Origin of the sequence: Kitasatospora sp. NPDC059462 (genome assembly GCF_042749955.1) — a bacterium.
Classification (GTDB): Bacteria; Actinomycetota; Actinomycetes; order Streptomycetales; family Streptomycetaceae; genus Kitasatospora.
Genome location: NZ_JBHYUU010000074.1, coordinates 15714 through 35837, shown reverse-complemented (window position 1 = coordinate 35837; position 20124 = coordinate 15714). Strand labels below are relative to the sequence as shown.

General features: G+C 75.0%; 18 protein-coding genes. 4 read left to right on the top strand and 14 right to left on the bottom strand.

Going from position 1 to position 20124, the window contains the following annotated elements; all coding sequences use genetic code 11:
• Positions 1 to 893, bottom strand: an 893-nt coding sequence (locus ACFXAM_RS19785) for a DUF2510 domain-containing protein (protein ID WP_380292896.1), incomplete at its 3' end; no start/stop codon positions are given.
• Positions 894 to 1298: 405 nt separating this feature from the next.
• On the opposite strand from ACFXAM_RS19785, the gene ACFXAM_RS19780 reads away from it, so the two are divergent.
• Positions 1299 to 1715, top strand: coding sequence for an SsgA family sporulation/cell division regulator (locus ACFXAM_RS19780; protein WP_380292894.1), 417 nt, complete (start codon positions 1299 to 1301; stop codon positions 1713 to 1715).
• 32 nt (positions 1716 to 1747) lie between these two features.
• On the opposite strand, the gene ACFXAM_RS19775 is transcribed toward ACFXAM_RS19780, so the two are convergent.
• The 4 genes from ACFXAM_RS19775 to ACFXAM_RS19760 all read right to left on the bottom strand — a co-directional run bounded on the left by ACFXAM_RS19775 (position 1748) and on the right by ACFXAM_RS19760 (position 7468).
• Positions 1748 to 3148, bottom strand: a complete 1401-nt coding sequence (locus tag ACFXAM_RS19775; RefSeq protein ID WP_380292893.1) for a glycosyltransferase 87 family protein — start codon at positions 3146 to 3148, stop codon at positions 1748 to 1750.
• Between the two features lie 162 nt (positions 3149 to 3310).
• Entirely contained in the window at positions 3311 to 4981 is a 1671-nt protein-coding gene (locus tag ACFXAM_RS19770) for a cellulose binding domain-containing protein (protein WP_380292891.1), read from the bottom strand.
• Between the two features lie 211 nt (positions 4982 to 5192).
• The gene (locus ACFXAM_RS19765) at positions 5193 to 6725 is read right to left on the bottom strand and encodes a sensor histidine kinase (protein WP_380292902.1); all 1533 of its coding nucleotides are present in this window, start codon (positions 6723 to 6725) and stop codon (positions 5193 to 5195) included.
• A gap of 17 nt (positions 6726 to 6742) precedes the next feature.
• Positions 6743 to 7468, bottom strand: a complete 726-nt coding sequence (locus ACFXAM_RS19760) for a response regulator transcription factor (RefSeq protein ID WP_380292889.1) — start codon at positions 7466 to 7468, stop codon at positions 6743 to 6745.
• Positions 7469 to 7622: 154 nt separating this feature from the next.
• On the opposite strand from ACFXAM_RS19760, the gene ACFXAM_RS19755 reads away from it, so the two are divergent.
• The gene (locus tag ACFXAM_RS19755) at positions 7623 to 8174 is read left to right on the top strand and encodes a hypothetical protein (protein WP_380292887.1); all 552 of its coding nucleotides are present in this window, start codon (positions 7623 to 7625) and stop codon (positions 8172 to 8174) included.
• Between the two features lie 9 nt (positions 8175 to 8183).
• On the opposite strand, the gene ACFXAM_RS19750 is transcribed toward ACFXAM_RS19755, so the two are convergent.
• Positions 8184 to 8759 carry a VOC family protein gene (locus ACFXAM_RS19750; RefSeq protein WP_380292885.1) on the bottom strand — a complete coding sequence of 192 codons (576 nt, stop codon included), beginning with the start codon at positions 8757 to 8759 and terminating at the stop codon, positions 8184 to 8186.
• 202 nt (positions 8760 to 8961) lie between these two features.
• Between ACFXAM_RS19750 and ACFXAM_RS19745 the strand changes: the two genes are divergently transcribed.
• On the top strand, positions 8962 to 9537 hold the full coding sequence (locus tag ACFXAM_RS19745) for an Lrp/AsnC family transcriptional regulator (protein WP_380292883.1): 576 nt from the start codon (positions 8962 to 8964) through the stop codon (positions 9535 to 9537).
• Between the two features lie 30 nt (positions 9538 to 9567).
• Here the strand turns inward: ACFXAM_RS19745 and ACFXAM_RS19740 are convergent, their stop codons facing one another.
• The 5 genes from ACFXAM_RS19740 to ACFXAM_RS19720 all read right to left on the bottom strand — a co-directional run bounded on the left by ACFXAM_RS19740 (position 9568) and on the right by ACFXAM_RS19720 (position 14280).
• Positions 9568 to 10374, bottom strand: coding sequence for a S16 family serine protease (locus ACFXAM_RS19740; protein WP_380292881.1), 807 nt, complete (start codon positions 10372 to 10374; stop codon positions 9568 to 9570).
• 76 nt (positions 10375 to 10450) lie between these two features.
• Positions 10451 to 11101 carry an IclR family transcriptional regulator gene (locus tag ACFXAM_RS19735; RefSeq protein WP_270146684.1) on the bottom strand — a complete coding sequence of 217 codons (651 nt, stop codon included), beginning with the start codon at positions 11099 to 11101 and terminating at the stop codon, positions 10451 to 10453.
• A gap of 389 nt (positions 11102 to 11490) precedes the next feature.
• Positions 11491 to 11931, bottom strand: a complete 441-nt coding sequence (locus ACFXAM_RS19730; protein WP_380292879.1) for a DUF2752 domain-containing protein — start codon at positions 11929 to 11931, stop codon at positions 11491 to 11493.
• Positions 11932 to 11934: 3 nt separating this feature from the next.
• Complete coding sequence (locus ACFXAM_RS19725) at positions 11935 to 12180, bottom strand: TM2 domain-containing protein (RefSeq protein WP_380292877.1); 246 nt, start codon at positions 12178 to 12180, stop codon at positions 11935 to 11937.
• A gap of 267 nt (positions 12181 to 12447) precedes the next feature.
• Entirely contained in the window at positions 12448 to 14280 is a 1833-nt protein-coding gene (locus ACFXAM_RS19720; protein WP_380292900.1) for a DEAD/DEAH box helicase, read from the bottom strand.
• A gap of 328 nt (positions 14281 to 14608) precedes the next feature.
• Here ACFXAM_RS19720 and ACFXAM_RS19715 point away from each other — a divergent pair, with 328 nt between their 5' ends.
• A complete protein-coding gene (locus tag ACFXAM_RS19715; protein WP_380292875.1) occupies positions 14609 to 15040 on the top strand; it encodes an SsgA family sporulation/cell division regulator in 432 nt (143 codons plus the stop codon).
• Positions 15041 to 15155: 115 nt separating this feature from the next.
• Here the strand turns inward: ACFXAM_RS19715 and ACFXAM_RS19710 are convergent, their stop codons facing one another.
• The 3 genes from ACFXAM_RS19710 to ACFXAM_RS19700 are packed head-to-tail and all read right to left on the bottom strand — an operon-like array spanning position 15156 to position 19752.
• On the bottom strand, positions 15156 to 17777 hold the full coding sequence (locus ACFXAM_RS19710) for a bifunctional lysylphosphatidylglycerol flippase/synthetase MprF (protein ID WP_380292873.1): 2622 nt from the start codon (positions 17775 to 17777) through the stop codon (positions 15156 to 15158).
• Positions 17774 to 19111: an alpha/beta hydrolase gene (locus tag ACFXAM_RS19705; RefSeq protein ID WP_380292871.1), complete on the bottom strand. Its 1338-nt coding sequence runs from the start codon at positions 19109 to 19111 to the stop codon at positions 17774 to 17776. Before ACFXAM_RS19705 ends, ACFXAM_RS19710 begins: the two co-directional genes overlap by 4 nt.
• A complete protein-coding gene (locus tag ACFXAM_RS19700) occupies positions 19108 to 19752 on the bottom strand; it encodes a class F sortase (RefSeq protein ID WP_380292869.1) in 645 nt (214 codons plus the stop codon). The genes ACFXAM_RS19705 and ACFXAM_RS19700 overlap by 4 nt, the downstream gene beginning before the upstream one ends.
• Positions 19753 to 20124 lie beyond the last annotated feature (372 nt).

Here is a 20124-nt window from a genome sequence, read left to right as displayed (position 1 = left end):
GGCCGGGGGGCGGGGGGCCGCACGGCGGCGGGCGCGGGGGCGGGGGCGGGGGCGGGGGCGGGGGCGGGGGCGGGGGCGGCGGACGGGACGGGTTCGGCGTCCGCCCCGGCCTCCGCCTCCACCTCCACCGGAGGCGCTTGCGGCGACGGCGACGGCGACGGCACCTGCTCCGGCACCGGGGCCGGAGCAGGGACGGACCGCGGGCCGGCCGGCCCGGGCACGGGCGACGCCTCGGCGGGCGGCCCCTCCGCCGCCTCCGGCAGCACTCCCCAGGACACCCAGCGCGACTCGTCGCCCGGCTCGCCCAGCCCGTGCTGCGCCCGGGGATCCGCCTGCCACCCGGCCGGCTCGGGCCCCGGACGCGGTCCGGGCTCCGGCACCGGCCCCGCCTCCGGGCACGGCTCCGGCAGCAACACCGCGCCCGCCACCGGCTCCGGCTCCGCCGCCGGCCCCGGCACCCGTTCGAACGCCCGCCCGGCCCCCGCCGCAGGCGCCCGCTCCCCACCGCGCCGGAACACCGGCCCGTTCTCCGGCACCACGAAGGTGAACGACGCCCCGCCCCCGGTCTGGTCCAGGTACACCGGCCCGCTGTCCCCGCCGGACGGCGTCCTCCGCCCCTCGGGCTCCCCCGCCGGCTCGGCGGCCACCGCCACCGGCGGCGGCACGTACCGCCCCGCCCCGCCCCCGCCGGGCGCCACCCCCGGGCGGCGGGTCGCGTACCGGGGCGGTTCGAGCACCTCGCCCTCGGCCGGGGCGGGCCGGCTGGTGCCGGGCACCCAGGCCGAGCCGCCCCAGTAGCGGACGTAGCCGGGGATGGAGGGGTCGGGGTAGTAGCCCGGCGCGGGGCCGGCGGCCGTGTCCGTGCTGCCGCCGGCGAAGGGCCGGTCCGTCATGGGGGCTCGCTTTCCTGGCAGGCCGATGCGGCGCGCCCGGCGAGGGTGCGCGCGACGGTGGCACGGGCGACCCGGGTGGCTCCGCCGCCGGCGCGCGAGGGGTGCCGCCGAGGAGGCGGACAGTCGCCGGGCAGTCACAAAGGGTAGTACCTCGGCGGACGGACGGCGTGAAGTTGGCCATTCACCGGACAGGCCAGGGCCGCCCACGGTAAGGAAGACGGCGCGTACGCCCGACCACGCGCCCCCGAAGTCCGACGTTCACCACTCCCCGCACCCCCGCCGACGGATCTTCGCAAGAAATCCCGGGAATTCCCGGAAACCTGTGTAAGAGCGCTCCCCCGTCGCGCTCTCCAAGGTCACAGGGCCCGCACCCGGGCACGAACCGCAGGCAGAGAGGAACCGATCATGGAGCGCCCGACGAGCGTGGTCGAGCACGAGCTGGAGCTCAACCTGGTGCTCTCCCCCGAGCACAGCGTCCCCGTGCCGGCCCGGCTGTCGTACGGCAGCCACGACCCCTACGCCGTGCACATCACCTTCCACCTGGACACCGGCTCGCCGGTGACCTGGGTGTTCGCCCGCGAGCTGCTGGTGGAGGGCACCTTCCGGCCCTGCGGCCAGGGCGACGTGCGGATCTGGCCGACCCGCTCGGGCCGGCGCAGCGTGCTCTGCCTGGCGCTGAGCTCGCCGGCCGGGGACGCGCTGCTGGAGGCGCCGCTGCCGGCGGTGGCCGCCTGGCTGGAGCGGGCGCACCGGCTGGTGCCGCCGGGCAGCGAGATGGCCGCGCTGGACATGGACGGCTCGCTGGCCGCCCTGCTCGCGTGAGGCGCCGCACCGCCCCCGGCGGCCCTGACGGATCAGCGGGCCGCGGGGGCCTGCTGACGCTCGCGCGCGGAGTCCGGCCGTCCGCCGCCGCGCTGGCCGGGCAGCGCCGCCGCGGGCGCACCGGCCGCCAGGCGCCGGGCGCGCACGCGTAGCGCGGCGGCCAGCAGGAAACAGATCCCGACGAGCGGGTAGACCGAGGTCGGGATCTGACGCAGCGGCGACAGCTCCAGCACCAGCGCGCCCTGCGGCTTGGCGAGCCACATCGCGAAGGACAGGAAGGCGACCAGTGCGGCCGCGAAGGCGGCCCGCCAGCGGACCTTCCGGACGGCGGCCGGACGGGCCCGTTCGACCGCCGCCTCACAACCGAGCAGGACGAGCACCGGCACGCACCAGACCCAGTGGTGGGTCCAGCTGATCGGCGAGATCAGCACGGCGGTGACGGCGGTGCAGCAGACGCCCCAGGCCTCGGAGCGCGACAGCCAGCGCGCGCTGCGGGCGGCCCAGGCGGCCACGCCGAGGCCGGCCACCGCGACGACGGCGGCGGCCAGGGTGGCGACGGTGCCCGGTTCGGCGGTGTGCAGCAGCCGGGCGACGGCGCCGCTGAGCGCCTGGTTGTCGACGATCTCGGTCTTGCCGACCCGCGAGGAGTCGTAGAGGTACTTGGTCCAGAAGCCCCAGGTGGCGTCGGGCAGGACGAGCGCGCCGAGCAGGAAGGTGCCGACGAAGGTCGCGCCGGCCACGAGCGCGGCCCGGATCCGGCCGGTGAGCAGCAGGTAGACCGCGAACAGGCCGGGGGTGAGCTTGATGCCGGCGGCGATGCCGATCGCGACGCCCTTGCTGCGGCGCCCGTCGGGGCGGGTGAGGTCCCAGAGGATGAGGCAGGCGAGGGCGAGGTTGATCTGGCCGTAGCGCAGCGTGGTGTAGACGGGTTCGAGCCAGACGCCGGCGCCGGTGACCAGGATCACGCCGATCGCGCGCAGGTCCCGGCGTGGCCAGCCGACCAGTTTGAAGGACAGGTGGGCGAAGAGCGCCAGCAGTCCGAGGTTGCAGAGCGTGACCGCGACCCTCAGGAACGGGATCGGGAACCAGGTCGTCGGCACGAACAGCATCGCGGCGAACGGCGGGTAGGTGGCGGGCAGGTTCCACTGGGTGACGCGCAGTCCGTAGAGGTCCTCGCCGTTGGCGACGGCGGCGCCCTCGGCCCGGTAGACGATCATGTCCACCATCGAGGTGTGCGCGAAGTGGCGGACCACCGCGTAGGCGAGCAGCGAGAACAACGCGACCGCGGAGACGGCCAGCAGCGGGCGGCGCGGGGCCTCGCGCAGGGCGCGCAGGGGTGCGCCGAGGGCGGTGCGCAGCCGGTCCGACAGGGGGGCGGGCGCCCGGTCCGGTGCGCTGGGCACCATGCCGCGCTCGTCTTGCACCGCTGTCACTCTTCGCTCCGTCCGCCGGTCGGCCAACCAGCGACGATACCCGATGCCCCGCGGCCGGCCCGGATCGATTCGGTCACGCAGCGTGACCGGCCGGACATGGTGCCGGCCGGCCGTGCCCCGTTGCGGTCGGGGCACGGACGGCCGGAGTCGGTGGGGCGGGGGTCAGCCGGTGTAGGCGCCGAGGGCCCGGGTGAACTCCAGCGGCTGCTGGACGATCGAGCTGCAGCTGGCGTCGGCGTAGGGCTTGGCGCCGCCCTCGCAGGCCTTGTCGCGGGTGCCGGACCACATCGACAGCCAGGCCAGGTGCTTGCTCTTCGCGAAGTCGGCGAGCTGCTTGGCGTCGGCGACGGTGAAGACCTCGCTGGCGACGTCGTTGACGCCGATCATCGGGGTGACGGCGACCTTGCGCCAGGCGGCGGCGTCGTCGAGCCCGAGCACGCTCTTCACCTGGGCCTGGGTGGCGGTGGCCGCGGCGATGGCGTACTTGCCCATCTGGCCCTGCGGGTTGGGGGCGACGCCGTCGCCGAAGTCCATCGCCATGACGTTGACCGCGCTGATCGCCACGCCGTTGTTCTTGGCGTCGGCGATCAGGTTGACGCCCTCCTGGGTCAGGCCGGAGGGGAGCACGGGGAGGGTGAAGGAGACCTCCAGGGCCTTGCCCTTGGCGGCGGCGTTCTTCTGGAGCTGGACGATGGCCTGGGCGCGGCGGGTGTTGGCCGCGGCGTTGGCGATCGCGCCGCCCTCGACGTCGAAGTCGATCTTCGTGAGGCCGTAGGCGTCGACGGTCTTCTGGTAGACGGCGGCGAGGTCGGCGGCCGAGGTGCAGGCGAGGGCCGGCTCGCTGCCGTTGGCACCGCCGAAGGAGACCCGGACGTCGCCGCCGATCGCGCGCAGGGCGCCGATCTGGGCGGCCACCGCGTCGGCGGCGAGGTCGCTCACGCCGCCCCACTTCGGGGTGCAGCCGCCGCCGGAGACCACGAACGCCAGGTTGAAGTCCTTGACGCCACTGGCCTTGGCGGTGGCGACCAGGTCGTAGGGCGGGTAGAGCGAGGTGTCGACGAACGGGGAGAAGCCGGCGCCGCCGGCCGGGGCGGGGGTGCCGGTCGCGGTGGCGGTGGGCGCCGGGGTGGTGGGGGCGGCCGTGGTGGTGGCGCTCGCGGTGGCCGTCGGGGCCGGGGTGGTCGGCGCGGTGGTGGCCGTGGCGGTCGGGCTCGGCGCCCCGGTGGTCGGCCAGCCGGTGGGCGTGGCGGACGCGGTGGCCGTCGCGGTGGCCGAGGCCGGGGCCGACGGCGAGGCGGTGGCGGAGACCGGGGCGGACGGGGAGGCCGTCGCGGTGGTGGTCGGCCGGCCGGACGGGGTCGGCACGGTGCCGTCACCGGGCTTGCAGGAGGCCTGGTTGATCAGGCAGTTGCCCGGTTCGCCCTGCGCGGCGCCGGAGCCCTGGGCGACGAAGCCGACCACGATGCTCTTGCCCGGCTCCAGCCGCTTGCTCCACGCCTCCGGCCGGACGGTGATGTGCTGGCCCTCGGCGGTGAAGGTGGCGTTCCAGAGCGAGTCGATCTTCGCGCCGGCCGGCAGGTCGAAGCTGAGCGTCCAGTCCTCGATGGCGCTGCTGTCCGGGTTGGTGACCAGGTACTGGCCGGTGAAGCCGGAGTCCCAGCTGCTGGTGCGGCTGTAGACGGCGCCGAGCGAGGCGGCGCTGGCCGAGGAGGCGAGGACGACGACGCCACCGGCGACCAGGGCGGCGGCCACCGCGGAAGCGCCGATCAGCACGCCCTTGTGGCTGCGCCGACGGCGGCCGCCGGGGCGGCGGTGGGGCTGCGGGGTCGTCATGGGGGCGTACCTCCGGGGCTGGCAGGTGTGCGGCCGGGTGGCCGACGCCGATGACGCTAACGGCGCCCCATGGCCGGAAACCGCCTGCTGAGCCAGGGGTAGAACTCCCTTACGGTGCGCTTAAGAAAGAGGGGCGCGAGCCCTCCTCCCGGCCCGACGGGGCCCCTTCCGGGCGCCGAAACCTTTCGCCATTCGCCCGCGACCACCCCGTTCAGCGCGGGAACAGCGGCCCGCGGCCGCGGCGTCTTCCGGTCCGCACCGGGGCGGTGCCGTCCTGGCGCAGGCGCAGCCGCAGCCGGATCTCGGCGCCGCCGAGCACGGCCGACGCACCGAGCGCGAGGTCGCCGCCGGTGGCCTCGGCGAGCTTGCGCACGATGTCCAGCCCGAGGCCGGTGGAGCCCTCGCCACCGTGGCCCTCGCCGCGCTTCAGCGCCGCCTGCGGGTCGGTGAAGCCCGGGCCCGCGTCCCCGACCAGCACGATCACCGAGTTCTCGGTGGGCAGGACGTCCACCGAGAACGCGGTGCCGACCGCGGTGTGCCGGAAGACGTTGCCGAGCAGCGCGTCCACCGCCGCCGCCAGGTCGCCGCGCTGCACCGGGACGGGCGTCTCCTGCTCGGCGCCGGTCAGCTGCCAGGGGCGGCCCTCGTCCTCGGCGAGCGCGGACCAGAAGCCGACCCGCTCGCGGATCACCTCGGCGGCGTCGCAGCCGACGGTGACGGCCGGCGCGTCCTCGGGCGCGCGGCGGGCCGAGCGGATGATCTGGTCGACCTCGCGCTCCAGCTGCGACACCGCGTGCCGGGTGGCGTCGGCCGCGTCGCCCTCGCCGAGCGACGCGGCGTTCAGCCGCAGCACGGTCAGCGGGGTGCGCAGCCGGTGCGACAGGTCGGCGGCCAGCTCCCGCTCGGCGGCGAGCAGTTGCACCACCCGGTCGGCCATCGTGTTGAACGCGTGCGCGGCCTCGTGCAGTTCGGCGGGGCTGCCGGCGGCCTGCTTGCCCTCCACCGGCACCCGCACGGCGAGGTCGCCCGCGCCGAGCGCGCGGGCGGCGGCGGCGAGCCGGCGGGCCGAGGCGACGATCCGGGCGCCCATCCGGTCGGCGACCAGCACCGAGATGGCGACCAGCCCGAGCGCGACGCCGGAGAGCACCTGCCAGGCGGTGGCGACGCCCCGGGTGAGGTCGTCGTCGGCCACGAACACCTCGACCACGGCGGTCCGCGCGGTGTCCACGGCGAACGGCTGGAGCAGCGCGAAGCCGCCCGGCACCTGAACGGTGAACGAGCGCCCCTGGAAGCCCGCGGTGGCCACGTCGGCGTCCAGCGCCCGGACCTCGCCGATGGTCGCGCCGGCGGCCGGCCCGGAGGCCGCGGCGGCGGCCGTCCCCGGCACGCCCCGGGGCGCCTGGGCGCCCACCGTCGTCCCCGTCCCGCCCGGCGCCGCGGCCACCCCGCCCGCGGCGCCGGCCGTACCGGCGGCGGTGCCCGACCCGGCGGCGGACTCCGGCGGCGGCAGGTGCACCGCCATCCGCCCCTGCCCGCCCGCGTCCGTGGAGGCCACCGCCCGGACGATGGCGTCCTCGTCGGTGGTGATGGCCAGCGCCGGGCCGAGCGCCGCGGCCTGCCGCTCGGCGGCCGTGAACGCCCGGTCCCGGGCCGTCTGCTGGACCATCAGGCCGAGCGGGATCAGGAAGGCCAGCGCGACCATGGTGGTCCCGGCCACGGCGGCCTTGATCAGCGCCCAGCGCAGCGAGTGCCGCAACCGCCTCATGTCCGGCGCTCCACGGGGACGGGCCCGGACCCGGTGGCCTGTCCGGAGGCCTCCAGCCGGACCCCGACCCCGCGCACGGTGTGCAGGTAGCGCGGACTGGACGCGGTCTCACCGAGCTTGCGGCGCAGCCAGGACAGGTGCACGTCGATGGTCTGGTCGCCGCCGTAGGTCTGCCGCCACACCTCGGCCAGGATCTCCTTGCGCGGCACCACCACGCCCGGCCGGGCCGCGAGGAAGGCCAGCAGGTCGAATTCACGGCGGGTCAGGTCCAGCGCCCGTCCGTCCAGCGAGGCCTCCCGGCGCTGGAGGTCGATCGCCAGCCCGCCGACCCGGAGCACCTGGCTGACCGGGGCCGCCCCGCCGCCGAGCCGGCGCAGCACGGCGGCCATCCGGGCGCTCAGGTGCTCCCCGGAGAACGGTTTCACCAGGTAGTCGTCGGCCCCGTCGTTGAGCAGCCGGACGATCTCCGCCTCGTCGTCCCTGGCGGTCGAGATGATGACCGGGACGTTGGTCAGGCCGCGGATCATCTTGAGCGCCTCGCTGCCGTCCAGATCCGGCAGGCCGAGGTCCAGGATCACCAGGTCGCAGCCGACCTGGGCGACCTCGCGCAGCGCCTCAAGTGCCGTGCCCACGCTGCGAACCGCGTGGCCGGTGTCGGTCAGGTGGCGGATGAGGGCGGATCGTACGAAGGGGTCGTCCTCGACCACGAGCACTGTTGCCATGGGGCTGCACGGTACGCCATCGGCCCCGATTGGTCTGTACCTCGGGTTGGTTCGCGCCGGTCTGTGCGGGGCCGGCCGCACTTGTGCAAGTTCCCTGTGGAAGTGCCGGGGTGCCCGCCTGCGCGCCGGGGGGATACGGCAGGATGTGCGCACGATGCGGAACGGACTGGTACAGCTCGGCGCCTGGGCGGCGGCCACCGGGGCGGCGGTGGCGCTGTCCTGGCTCGGCGTGCACACCGTGCTGGCCGGCGCCGCCTTCGAACAGCCCACCGCGCTGTCCCTGCCCTCGCCGGCCTCGGCCGACGGGCAGAGACCCACGCCGACGCCCTCGGCGACGCAGCCGCAGCCGGCCGGCCGCACCGAGCCGGCCGCGACGCCGTCCACCGGCCGGGCGTCGGCGCCCCCGCCCCGGGCGACGGCCTCCGCGCCCCCGTCGCCCACCGCGACGGCCACGGCCCGCCCGGCACCGGCCACCAGCACCACGTCCTCCGTGCACAGTTATCCCGTCCCGGGCGGCCGGGTCGCCGTGGACCTCCAGTCGGACCACGCCTCGCTGGTCTCCGCGACGCCGGACTCGGGCTGGCAGATGCAGGTCTGGAACGGCCCGCAGTGGTTCCGGGTCGACTTCACCAAGGACGACCAGGCCAACTCCGTGATCGTCTCCTGGAACGGCTACCCGCCGAGGGTCGACCGGGTCGTCCGCTGACCGGGCCGGTCACCAGCGGTCGAAGGGCACGTAGCCCGGCAGGTAGGGCCCGCGGTACCGGGAGCGCTCGACCAGGGTGTGTCTGGTCCCGCCGGGCACCTCGATCGCGGCGAGCAGCACGGTGCCGTAGGCGTCCCGCACCTCGTAGGGCTCGGCGAGCGAGGCGGCGCCCCGGTCGACGGCGTAGTCGTACGCGTAACAGACGTCCGGCACCGCCACCGCGAGGTCGACGACCCCCTCGCCGTGCCGGGCCAGGTGCCCGGCCAGCTCCCGGCCGCGCGGCCCGATCGCCCGGACCAGCGAGGTCAGCACGAACCTGGTCCCGGGTGCCCGCAGCACGTAGGAGACCGTCTCCGGCTCGCCCGTCTCGGGCCCGGCGTACGCGGTGCAGCGCAGCCCGAGCGCGACCGCGTACCGGCGGGCCGCCCGCTCGGCGTCGGCGACCGCGAAGACCACCGCGTCGGCGCGGCCCATCGGGAGCAGCCCGGGCTCCTCCGCGCCCGCCGGGACGGGCCCGGACGCGCCGGGGCCGGCCGGGTCCGGGCCGGCGGCGAGCAGCACGCGTTCGGCGGCGGTGTCGGTCATGTCGGCTCTCCCGGTCGGGGTGCGGGACCACGGGTCGCCCCGGCGCCCCGGGTGGGGACGGGTGCACGGGGTTGTGGCTGGAGGGTGGCGCCGGGCCGACGTCCGCGCAACTGTTCCGTTTCCTCCTGGTCAAGCTGTGCTCCGGGACGGGACAATCGGACGCACCGCTGTACAGAATGCCCACCGGAGGACGGAGCCCTCGATGCCCCCCGCCCACTCCCCCAGCTCCCCGGGCGCCCTCGGATCGTCCAACTCGCTTGCCGGGCAGGGACATTCCGGAGCGTCCGGCGGCCCTGCCGGGAGCACCAACGACGCGATCGACGTGCTGGACGGCCGGCTGATCCGGCTGCTCGCCGAGGAACCGCGGATCGGGGTGCTGGAGTGCTCGCGCCGGCTCCAGGTGGCGCGCGGCACGGTGCAGGCCCGGCTGGACCGGCTCCAGGCGCGCGGGGTGATCGGCGGATTCGGCCCGGAGGTGGACCCGGCGGCGCTGGGCTATCCGGTGACGGCCTTCGCGACCCTGGAGATCTCCCAGGGCCAGGGCGCGGACGTGCGCGAGCACCTGTCGGCGGTGCCGGAGGTGCTGGAGCTGCACACCATCACCGGGCACGGCGACATGATGGTGCGGATCGTGGCCCGGTCGAACGCCGATCTGCAGCGGGTGATCGACCGGGTGGTCGGCTTCGACGGAATCGTCCGCTCCTCGACGGCGATCGCCCTGGAGAACCCGGTGCCGTACCGGATCCTGCCGCTGGTCGACCAGGCGGCCGCCGAGTAGCGGCGGAGCCGCGCGGACGGCGGAGGCGGCTCAGCAGGTGGCGACGGGCCCGCCGGTGTGCAGGGCCTCCAGCGCCGAGACCGACTCCGCCAGCGTCCCGACCGGCACCAGCCGCAGCCCGGCCGGGGTGTTCACCTTGGCGTCCGCGCACTCGTCCTTGGGCAGCAGGAAGACGGTCGCGCCGTCCCGGGCCGCCGCCTGGGTCTTCAGCGGCACCCCGCCGACCGGGCCGACCACGCCCTGGTCGTCGATGGTCCCGGTGCCGGCGACGGTCAGCCCGCCGGTGAGGTCGCCGCCCTTGCCGTCCCCGGCGAGCTTGTCGATGATGCCGAGCGCGAGCATCTGGCCGGCGCTCGGGCCGCCGATGTCGCCGAGGTCGACCTTCACCTTCACCTGGGCGGGCGACAGCCCGAGGTAGGAGAGCGCGGCCGCGGTGGCGGCGTCCTGCGACTCGGTCATCTGCTGGGCGGTGACCTCCTCGGCCTTGGCCGGGTCGCCCTGCGGGTAGACGGTCTCGGTGGGCCGCACGGCCTCGTCCTCGTCGAACCAGGCCTGCAGCGAGCGCCAGAAGGTGTTCCGCTCCCCCGGGTTGGTCGCCGAGATGGTCACCATCCGCAGCTGCCCCCGGGGCGTGCGGACCGGCGCGCCGGTGATGGTGAGCACCGGCCGGTCCTGGTAGCTGCCGAGGGTGTCCGCGGTCACGCCGGGGAAGGTCAGCGTGTACGGCAGCGGGACGAACGCGGCCACGCCGAACAGCGCGGTGACCAGCGCTCCGCAGAGCGCGAGGGCGCGGGTCCGGGGGGAGGTGAGGGCCGGGGGCAGCTTGGTGTCGGACACAGAGGCATCCAAACACACCGGGCCGCCCGGCGGGCACGCACACGGCCACCCGGACGGCCCCCGCCCCGGCGGGCGGTCAGCGCAGCGCGTCGGCGACCTCGGTGGCGGCCTCCACCACCCGGGGGCCGACCCGCTCCGGGACGAGCCCGTTGAGCATCACCACGCCGACGCTGCCCTCGATGCCGCTCAGCCCGAGCAGCGCCGCGGCCGCGCCGGACGCTCCCGACTGCTCCTCCGCCCGGGTGATGACGAAGCCCTGTTCCGGCCGGCGCTGGCTCGGGAAGGCCCGGGCCTCCAGGATCGCCCGGCCGGCCGCGCTCTCGCCCAGCGGGTGGCGCAGCCCGGTGCGGTAGGCGACGTGGAAGTCGGTCCAGCTGGGTTCGACGACGGCCACCGCGAGCGCCTCGTTGCCGTCGACCAGGGTGAGGTGGGCGGTGGCGCCGAGGTCCTCGGCGAGGCTGCGCAGCGCGGGCAGCGCCGCCTCGCGCAGCAGCGGGTGGACCCGGTGGGCGAGCCGGAGCACGCCCAGGCCGACCCGGGCGCGGCCGCCGATGTCCCGGCGGACCAGCCCGTGCTGCTCCAGGGTGGCCAGCAGCCGGTAGACAACGGTCCGGTTGACGGCGAGGCGGGCCGCCAGCTCGGTCACGGTGAGCCCGCGTTCCGAGTCGGCGAGCAGCTTGAGGACCCGGACTCCGCGGTCCAGGGTCTGGGAGGTCTCTGCAGTCACGACACGCAATTCCTTTCCGCGGCGGGTCGCGGATCGGCTGACCGGTCCACGACTCGGATGTCGCGCGCAGGTGGGTGGCCGCGCTCGGGCCGCGGAGAGTCGTCCTTGACGTCCTGGGGCCCTGCGGCGCCCGTCTCGCGGGGGTCGCCCGGCGGGAGAGCGTGTGGGAAAGGTAGTGAAGGAATTGCGGCGGCGGAAGTGTTTGTCCAAAATTCGGGCAAGATCAACTTTGCGCGCCTCGCCAAACCTGGACAAAATATGACGGAACACCCCGACCAGGCGTTCGCAGGTTCGACCACAGTCCGAGTTCCGGACGGATCGGGCGGCGCACGACCGGAAGGCGCCGGAACGGGTCGTGCCGGAACGGATCGTGTCGGGAAGACGCCGGGTCAGAGGAGATTGCGCAGGACGGTCCAGCCGGCCGCCACCCCGAGCAGCACGGCCGTCCCGCGCCGGCCGAGCGGCGGCTGCCAGCTCCGGCCGGCCAGGCCGTGCCGCAGCCAGACCAGGTAGAGCGCGGCCACCAGGGGCAGCGCCAGCAGCAGCGCCGCGTTGTCGTGCCAGGCGGCGGCGAGGTCGCCGTGCAGCAGGTCGTAGGCCATCCGGGTGCCGCCGCAGCCGGGGCACTCCAGGCCCGTGACCTTGCGCCAGGGGCAGAACGGCAGCGCCTGCCCCGGCAGATGGGGGTCGCGCGACCACAGGTACGCGGAACCGGCCGCACCGCCGGCCAGCACCGCGACCGGCGCCCAGGCCGTGCGCAGCCGCTCGGGAACGGCGAAGCCGCCCCGGCCGGACCGGCCGGGGCGGCGCGCCTTCGCGGACGTGACCAAGGCTCAGCTGCGCAGCAGACGGCCCTGGGCGTCGGTGCGGTCGTTGCTGGTGAGGAACAGGATCCCGTCGATCAGCGACCAGACACCGAGGCCGCCGCAGGTCAGCAGCTGGGCGATGCCCATGCCGATGTGGCCGGTGTAGAAGCGGCCGACACCCAGGCCGCCGAGCAGGATCTGCAGGACGCCCGCGACGACCTTCGACTTGTCGGAGAGCTCGGGCTGCTGCGCGTAGGGCTGCTGGTACGACACGTTCGGTGTACTCCTTGAAAGACAGACAGGCCCGGGCGCACGACGGAGCGTCATGTCCCCCCGGGTCGGTGAGGTGCCGACCGGAATCACCGGGGGCTGCGACGGCCGGCCCCGGACGGGGGGCGTGCGACGTCGGCGGCCCGGAGGCGGCGCGGCACGCGGAACACTAGCCGATCATCCGACCGAATGTCTCCACAAATCCTTCGCGTATATCCGAACGTCATGTGACCTTTACGGTCACGCTGTCCGCGACACGCCGACGGATCGTTACTTCGCCCACTCCCGGATCCTGGCGATCCGCGCCTTCAGCTGATTGGCCGTCGCCTGGGCGGTCAGCGGACCGCCGCACTGCCGGCGCAGCTCGTTGTGGATGGTCCCGTGGGGCTGGCTGGTGCGGTGGTGCCAGGCGGCCACCAGCGCGTTCAGCTCCTTGCGCAGCTCGCGCAGCTCCTGGTGGGTCACCACCGGCCGCTGTTCGGCCGGCAGCTCCAGCAGGTCGGCCTCCTCGGCCGGTTTGCCCTTGCTCCGCTGAATCTGCCGGTGCTGGCGCTTCTGCAGCAGCATCTGCACCTGGTCCGGCTCCAGCAGGCCCGGGATGCCGAGGTAGTCCTCCTCCTCCTCGCTGCCCGGGTGCGCCTGCATCCCGAACTCCATGGCGTTGTAGAGCACCCGGTCGAAGACCGCCTCGGAGCCCAGCGCCTCGTAGGAGAACTCCTCGCCGCCCGCGCCGTCCGGGCCGTCGTTGGCCCGCTCGGCCTCGGCGAGCAGCCGGTCCTCCTCGTCGAAGAGGCCCTCGCCCTCCTTCTTCGGCCGGTCCAGCACGTGGTCGCGCTGGAGCTCCATCTCATTGGCGAAGCCCAGCAGCATCGGGATGGTCGGCAGGAAGACGGAGGCGGTCTCGCCGCGCTTGCGGGCGCGCACGAAGCGCCCGACGGCCTGGGCGAAGAACAGCGGGGTGGAGATCGAGGTGGCGTACACGCCGACGCAGAGCCGGGGCACGTCGACGCCCTCGGACACCATGCGCACCGCGACCATCCAGCGCGAGGTCCCGGCCGCGTAGTCGGAGATCCGCTTGGAGGCCTCGGTCTCGTCGGAGAGCACCAGGGTGACCTTCTCGCCGGTGATCTCGCGCAGCATCTTGGCGTAGGCGCGGGCCACCGTCTGGTCGGTGGCGATCACCAGGCCGCCGGCGTCCGGGATCGCCTTGCGGACCTCGGTGAGCCGGCGGTCCGCGGCCTGCAGCACGGAGGGGATCCACTCGCCCTGCGGGGAGAGCGCGGTGCGCCAGGCCTGGGCGATGAGGTCCTTGGTCATCGGCTCGCCGAGCCGGGCCTCCAGCTCGTCGCCGGACTTGGTGCGCCAGCGCATGTTGCCGCTGTAGGAGAGGAAGATCACCGGGCGGACGACGTGGTCGGCGAGCGCGTGCCCGTAGCCGTAGGTGTAGTCGGCGACCGACTTGCGGATGCCGTCGCCGCCCGCCTCGTACTGGACGAACGGGATCGGGTTGGTGTCCGAGCGGAACGGCGTACCGGTCAGCGCCAGCCGCCGGGAGGCCGGCTCGAAGGCCTCGAAGCAGGCCTCGCCCCAGGACTTCGAGTCACCGGCGTGGTGGATCTCGTCCATGATGACCAGCGTCTTGCGGGCCTCGGTCCGGTTGCGGTGGAGCATCGGGTTCACGCCGACTCCGGCGTAGGTGACCACGATGCCGTGGTACTCCCGGGAGAGCGGCCCGGAGGAGTACGCCGGGTCCAGCTTGATGCCTATCCGGGCGGCGGCCTCGGCCCACTGCTTCTTCAGGTGCTCGGTCGGCGCGACCACGGTGACCTGCTGCACCAGGTGGTTGTGGAGCAGGTAGGAGGCCAGGGTCAGCGCGAAGGTGGTCTTGCCCGCGCCCGGCGTCGCGACGGCGAGGAAGTCGCGCGGCTGGTTCTCGATGTACTTGTCCAGCGCCCCCTGCTGCCAGGCCCGGAGCTTTCCCGCGGTGCCCCAGGGGGCACGGCCGGGGAAGGCCGGGGACAGGTGGTGCGAGGAGGTCGGCGCGGCTTGGCCGACGGCCCGGACGGGCGCGTGCGGCTCGTGGGCGTCGGAGAAGAGCGGCATCGAGGCGGCGGCAGTACTCACGGTCTCCGAGGGGGGATCGTCGCAGGTCGGAGGCGGTTTTGCAGCCCCGTCCCACGGTCGGGCGGCGTTCGGACAACCCGCCCAGCGTACCGGGCCCGGGGCCGTTCGGGCGGCCGCGGCGGGGCCGGGCGGGGCGTGGACCGGGCCGGTCGGCGGCGGGTTCGGCCGGAAATCGATGTGACGTGGATCACGTCGGAAAGTCGGGAAAACGCGGTAAGCGGAACCCCCTCCACCGCCTCTCTTCCGGGTGAGGCCGCCCCAACCCCACAGCCGCCACCGGCCTCGCACCCCACAGAAGGGAACCGCCGTGCACGCCATCGCCGAAGAGACCGTCCAGGCCCGCCTCATCCTCTCCGCCCACCGTTCCGTCCGGCTGCGGGTCACCCTGACCTACCTCCCGGACGACCCGCTCGCCGTCCGGATGGCCTTCCCCGCCGAGTTCTCGCTGGACGACCCGGCCGACGGGGGCCCGGACTGCGAGGACATCGTCTGGGTCTTCGCCCGCCCGCTGCTCGCCGCCGGCCTGGAGGTGCCCACCGGCATCGGCGACGTCCACGTCCGGCCCGCGCTCGGCCGCCGCACCGTGGTCGAGCTGCGCGCGCCCGAGGGCACCGCGATGGTCCAGTTCGACACCGCCGACCTGCGGCGCTTCCTGTGGCGCAGCCGCCTGCTCGTCCCCGAGGGCGAGGAGCACCTGCACCTGGACGCCGACCGCGCCCTCGCCCAGCTGCTCGGCTGAGCGGCCCGGCGAGGTGTCGGCAGCCGCCCGGGACCGGGCCCGGGCGCCTGCTGCTGCCGCGATGCGCCCACCCGCCGTCCGGGGCGGGCCGTGGCCGGGCCGCTCCGGCGCCCCCCTACGCCGAGAGCTTGCGCATCAGCCGTACGCCCTGCGCCGGCGTGAGGTGCGGCAGGTACGCCTTGCCGATCGCCCGGGTGATGCTGGGCAGCGCGGCCGGGTCGGGGTAGGCCATGTACATCGGCCGGTACTCCGGCTGGAACTTCGCCTTGAACGCGAGCAGCGAGCGGAAGCCGTACACCGGCTCCAGCGCCCGGCCCAGCCAGTCCAGGGTCTTCTGCAGCCCGGTCGGCGGCTCCTTCTCGGAGCGGGCGAGCGGTGCGCCGGAGAGCGAGAGGAAGCGCGCGCCCTCCTGCTTGAAGCCCAGCGCGGCGGAGGCGATCAGGAACTCGGTGACGCCGCGGAAGCCCTCCGAGCGCCGGCGCATGAAGTCCAGCGTCCAGCCGACCGTCTCGCCGTTCTCGTAGACCGGCATCCAGCTGGTCAGCCCGTGCACCGTGCGGTCCTCGCCGACGGCGACCAGCAGCCGCACCGCCGGGTCGGCCAGCTCCTCCAGGCCGCCGAGGGTGAAGCCCATCTCGGGCAGCCCCTTCTCCGAGACCCACTCCTCGGAGATGGCCCGGATCTGCTCCTTCAGCGCGAGCGGCGCCTCGTCGTAGGACCACCACTCGGCGGTGATGCCCTGCTTGCCGGCCTTGTTGAGCGCGGTGCGGATGTCCTGCCACTTGCGGCCGGTGAAGGCGAGGCCCGGCAGGGCGACCACGGTGTCCTCGGCGACCTGCAGCGAGCGCCAGCCGAGCTGTCCGGCGGCGGCCCTGGTCTCCGGGGTGACGCTGTAGAAGCACGGCGTCCAGCCGCGCGCGTCGCAGTACCGGGCGAATCCGGCCACCGCGCGGGCGCGTGCCTCCGGGTCGCCGAACGGGTCGCCGGTGGTCAGCGCCACGGTGTTCAGCACCCGGTAGGCGACGGCCGCCCGGCCGTCCTCGTCGAACCAGTAGTGGTTGCCGTCCCAGGTGGTGATGAAGGAGAGCGTGCCGCCGCCGTGCTCGGTGAGCAGGGTGCGGGCCCGGGCGGCGTCCTCGGCGTCGACGTGCACCACCGGCCGGCGGAAGACCATCAGCAGCGCGCCCAGCGCGACCGCCCAGAAGGCGAGCCCGCAGTACGTCTCCAGGATCCGGGCGAACGGGCCGACCGCGATCGGGTAGTCGGGCAGCAGGTCGTTGTAGGCGGGCGGCAGGTACTGGGCGGGGAGCCCGGCGACCAGCCCGCCGAAGGTCGCGCCCGGCTCGAACTGCCCGGAGACCAGCACGCCCAGCCCGGTGTACGCGGCGCCGGCGAGGACCAGCGCGCCACCGAGCACGGCGGCCAGCCGGCCGAGCACCGCGCGCGGCAGCCGCAGCGGGAAGCGCTGGCGGGTGGCCAGCAGCAGGCCGGTGGTGAGCAGCGGCAGCAGCAGCGCCTCGACGAAGTACTGGAGGGCGCCGCCCGGGCCGGTGCCGGACTCGGTGAACAGCCAGACCAGCATGGCGGTCCAGAGCAGTTCGGTGGCGACGGTGATCCGCCAGGCGAGCCGCAGGCCCCGGCGCAGCCCCTCGGCCAGCACCAGCAGCAGGGCCGGGAAGAGCGCGGCCATCAGCCGGGCCGGGGTGTCGAAGATCCGCTCGACGGCGTGGGCGCGGGCGCAGTCGTGGGCCGAGACGGCGCAGAAGTCGGCGACCTCGTCGGGGCTGAGCCGGTGCGAGAGGTAGATCTCCGAGAAGGTGTTGAACGGGCCGGCCGCGTTGTCGTACAGCGAGGCGATCAGCGGGCCGAGTGCGGCGGCGACCAGGCAGAGCGCCACCAGCACCCGGGTCTCGGTGTGCGAGGAACGGTGCGAGCGCAGGTGCGGGCGGCCGCGGGTGAGCAGCGCGCCGGCGGCCAGTCCGGCCAGGGCGCCGCAGAAGCGCTGCACGCTCTGCAGGTGCCCCACGTACAGCGTCATCACCAGCGGGACCAGCACCACCAGCAGGTGCAGGCGGCGGCGCCAGAGCACGGTCAGCCGGTAGCCCAGCACGCCGGCCAGCGCGAACAGGCCGACGCCGGGGCCGACGGCGGTCTGGCCGACCACCGAGGCGGTCCACTGCTCGCCGAACGCGGCCCCGGCCGCGACCACGCCGGTGCCGGCCAGGGTGCCGGCCAGCTGCCCGGCGACCACCACCCCGAGGGTGCGCAGCGGGCCGAGCCGGCGCTCGGCGGCCGGGGCGACCAGGAGCAGCAGCAGGCTGGTGAAGACGTAGGCGCCGGTGCCGGAGCACCAGAACAGCGAGGTGAACGGCGTCCACCAGCGGCCCGCGCCGAGGGTGGGGGTGCCGACGCCCACCTGCTCCAGCAGGGCCTCGGACGGGCCGCGGCCGAGGCTGCCGGTGGCGGCGCCGACGGCCCAGAGGCCGACCAGCAGCACCAGGGTCAGCGGGGCCTCGCCGAGCCGGACGGCCACCCGGGCGCCGAGTCCGGCGGCGGCGCCGGCGAGGCGCCGCGGGGAGCGCGGTGCGGGGGCCCCGGGGCCGGGGGCGTCCGGGGCGGGGGCGGAGCCCGTGCCGCGGGACTGCTCGGGGACCCTGGGGCCCGGCGGTTCGCCGTCCCGCCGCGACGTCCGTTCGCCCACCGGGCCGCGGGCGGGCGCGGCGCCGAGCCGGATCACCGGGTCATCCCGGTCTGCCGGCCGAGCCAGGGCAGGTTGCGGTCGAGCGCCTCGCGGAACACCGTCCAGCTGTGGCCCCCGGGGATCGGCTGGAACTCCACCTTCATCCCTGCCTTCTGCGCGGCGGCGTACATGGTCTCCTGCTGCGGGCGGAAGTCGTCGTCACCGGCGCCGACCGCGAAGACGCCGGCGGTGTCCGGGTACCGGCGGGTGGCCATCAGCTGCGCCGGGTCGACGGCCGCGAAGGCCTTCTCGTCGCCGTCGAAGGCCTTCTCGACGGTCTCGCCGTGGCTGCCGAGGGTGGGCTCGTCCTGGCCGGAGATGTCGATGAACGACCCGTAGACGTGCGGGGCGTTGACGGCCAGCTGGAGCGCGCAGGTGCCGCCGAGCGAGGCGCCGCCGATGGCGAGGGCGCCGCGGCCGGCGGCGGTCTGCAGGTGGCCGCGGATCCAGTCGGGCACGTCCTCGGCGAGGTAGGTCTGGGCCCGGGCGACGTTGGAGTCCATGCAGAGGCTGTTGCCCCACATGGTGGCGATCTGGTCCACCATCACCACGATCGGGGCGAGGCCCCGGTGCTCGGCGGCGAAGGCGTCCAGCCGCTCCTGCATGCCGCCGGAGTTCACCCAGTCGGACGGGTTGCCGGGCTGGCCGGCCATCAGCACCAGCACCGGCAGCAGCGGCCGGGGGCTGGCCTGGTAGGCGGGGGGCAGGTAGACGTAGGCGTCGCGGGCCTCGAAGCCGGACTTGCTCCCGGGGATCGGCGCGGTCGAGACGGTGCCCTTCTCCGGCAGGCCGGCCGGGGGCTGCCAGACCTCCTCCAGCACCTTGCCGGCCGGCACGGCGACCACCTCGGGCGCCTTGCCGGTGGTCAGCGCCTGGGTCCTCGGCGCCAGCATGACGCGGGCCGTCGGGTACTGGTCGAAGCCGCGGTTGACCTGCGAGGCCGCCATCAGCACCACCAGGACCGCACCGCCGGCCGCCAGGAACCGCCGCCGGCCGGGCAGCAGCGGGGCGCGGAAGCCGGCCAGGGCCAGGGCGAAGACGGCGAGCGCGACCCAGCCGAGCACGTAGTCGGGGGTGCCCTCCGGGAAGGGGTGCCACCACCCGTCCACGACGATCTTGATCGCGGCGGTGACGGCGGCGGTGAGCAGCGCGGCACCGGCCGGGCGCAGGCCGAGCCAGCGCCGGTCGCGGGAGAGGGACAGCAGCACCAGCGAGGCGCAGCCGGCGGCGAGCACGGCGTACGGGATCGGGCCGCGGGTGAGCGGCCAGTCGAGCGGGTTCCAGCGAACGGCGAGTTCGGTGGCGGCGGTGGTGAGGGCGAGGGAGGTCATACCGGTTTCCCGGGACGCGTGGTGCCGGCGAGGAAGCCGTAGGCGACGACGTTGCCGTCGTAGCCGTGCTCCTCGCTGAAGCCTCCGCCGCAGGTGATCACCCGGAGTTGGGCGTCGGCGGCCTGGCGGTACACCCGCTCGTCCGGGAAGTCCTTTCGGTCGTGCACTTCGATGGCGTAGAGCTGGTAGACGGCGGTCCGGCCGTCCTCGCGGAGGATCTCGATCCGGTCCCCGCGGTGCAGGGCGCCCAGGTGGTAGAAGACGGCGGGCCCGCTGTCGTTGTCGACGTGGCCGGCGATGATCGCGGTGCCGCGCTGCCCGGGGGCGGCGCCGTCCCGGTACCAGCCGGCGAGGTTGCGGTCCTCCTGCGGCGGGGTCTGGAGGCGGCCGTCCCGGTCGAGACCGAGGCCGGTGACCGGGGCGTCGAGCCGGACGGCGGGGATGCGGATCCGGGTCGGCCGGGAGGGGCCGAGCGGCGGCACCACCGAGACCGGGGCGAAGCCGGTGAGGGCCTGCCCGGCGCCGGGGGCCGGGGGGAGCACGGCGGACGGGCCGTCGTGCAGCAGCCACGCCCCCAGCACGAGCGCGGCACCGGCCGCCAGGGTGCCCGGCCACGGGCTCCTGCTCTGCTGGGCGCCCACCGGCGCTCCCCTCTGCTGACGTCGGACCGGTCACCGGTTCCTGGGAAGTTCCTGGGAACCATGCAACCGGATCGGACCCTATGCCACATTCATACGTTGGTCGTACTCACTCCCGCCGATCGGCAGGGCCAAGGGGGCATCACCCTGCCCCAAGGGGTGAGACGTCACCGTCACGCCACTCTCCGGTCACCCGGCGGCTTCCAGGAATGACGACGATCTCTTCATCGGACACTCAGGAACGCCGTCCCGGTTGCATCCTTCGGGCGATCAGTTCCGACCGTCCGTGGTGCAGCATTGATCGATCCCGATCGCATGCCATGCTGACCCCGTTCACAGGCCTATCACCGCACTTGTCCGACCGGGCCCCGGTCC

Excerpts from the sequence above, each read along its gene's own strand:
- ACFXAM_RS19780 (WP_380292894.1), top strand. The coding sequence starts at position 1,299 with ATGGAGCGCCCGACGAGCGTGGTCGAGCACGAGCTGGAGCTCAACCTG.
- ACFXAM_RS19770 (WP_380292891.1), bottom strand. The coding sequence starts at position 4,981 with ATGACGACCCCGCAGCCCCACCGCCGCCCCGGCGGCCGCCGTCGGCGC.
- ACFXAM_RS19760 (WP_380292889.1), bottom strand. The coding sequence starts at position 7,468 with ATGGCAACAGTGCTCGTGGTCGAGGACGACCCCTTCGTACGATCCGCC.
- ACFXAM_RS19755 (WP_380292887.1), top strand. The coding sequence starts at position 7,623 with ATGCGGAACGGACTGGTACAGCTCGGCGCCTGGGCGGCGGCCACCGGG.
- ACFXAM_RS19750 (WP_380292885.1), bottom strand. The coding sequence starts at position 8,759 with ATGACCGACACCGCCGCCGAACGCGTGCTGCTCGCCGCCGGCCCGGAC.
- ACFXAM_RS19745 (WP_380292883.1), top strand. The coding sequence starts at position 8,962 with ATGCCCCCCGCCCACTCCCCCAGCTCCCCGGGCGCCCTCGGATCGTCC.
- ACFXAM_RS19720 (WP_380292900.1), bottom strand. The coding sequence starts at position 14,280 with ATGCCGCTCTTCTCCGACGCCCACGAGCCGCACGCGCCCGTCCGGGCC.
- ACFXAM_RS19705 (WP_380292871.1), bottom strand. The coding sequence starts at position 19,111 with ATGACCTCCCTCGCCCTCACCACCGCCGCCACCGAACTCGCCGTTCGC.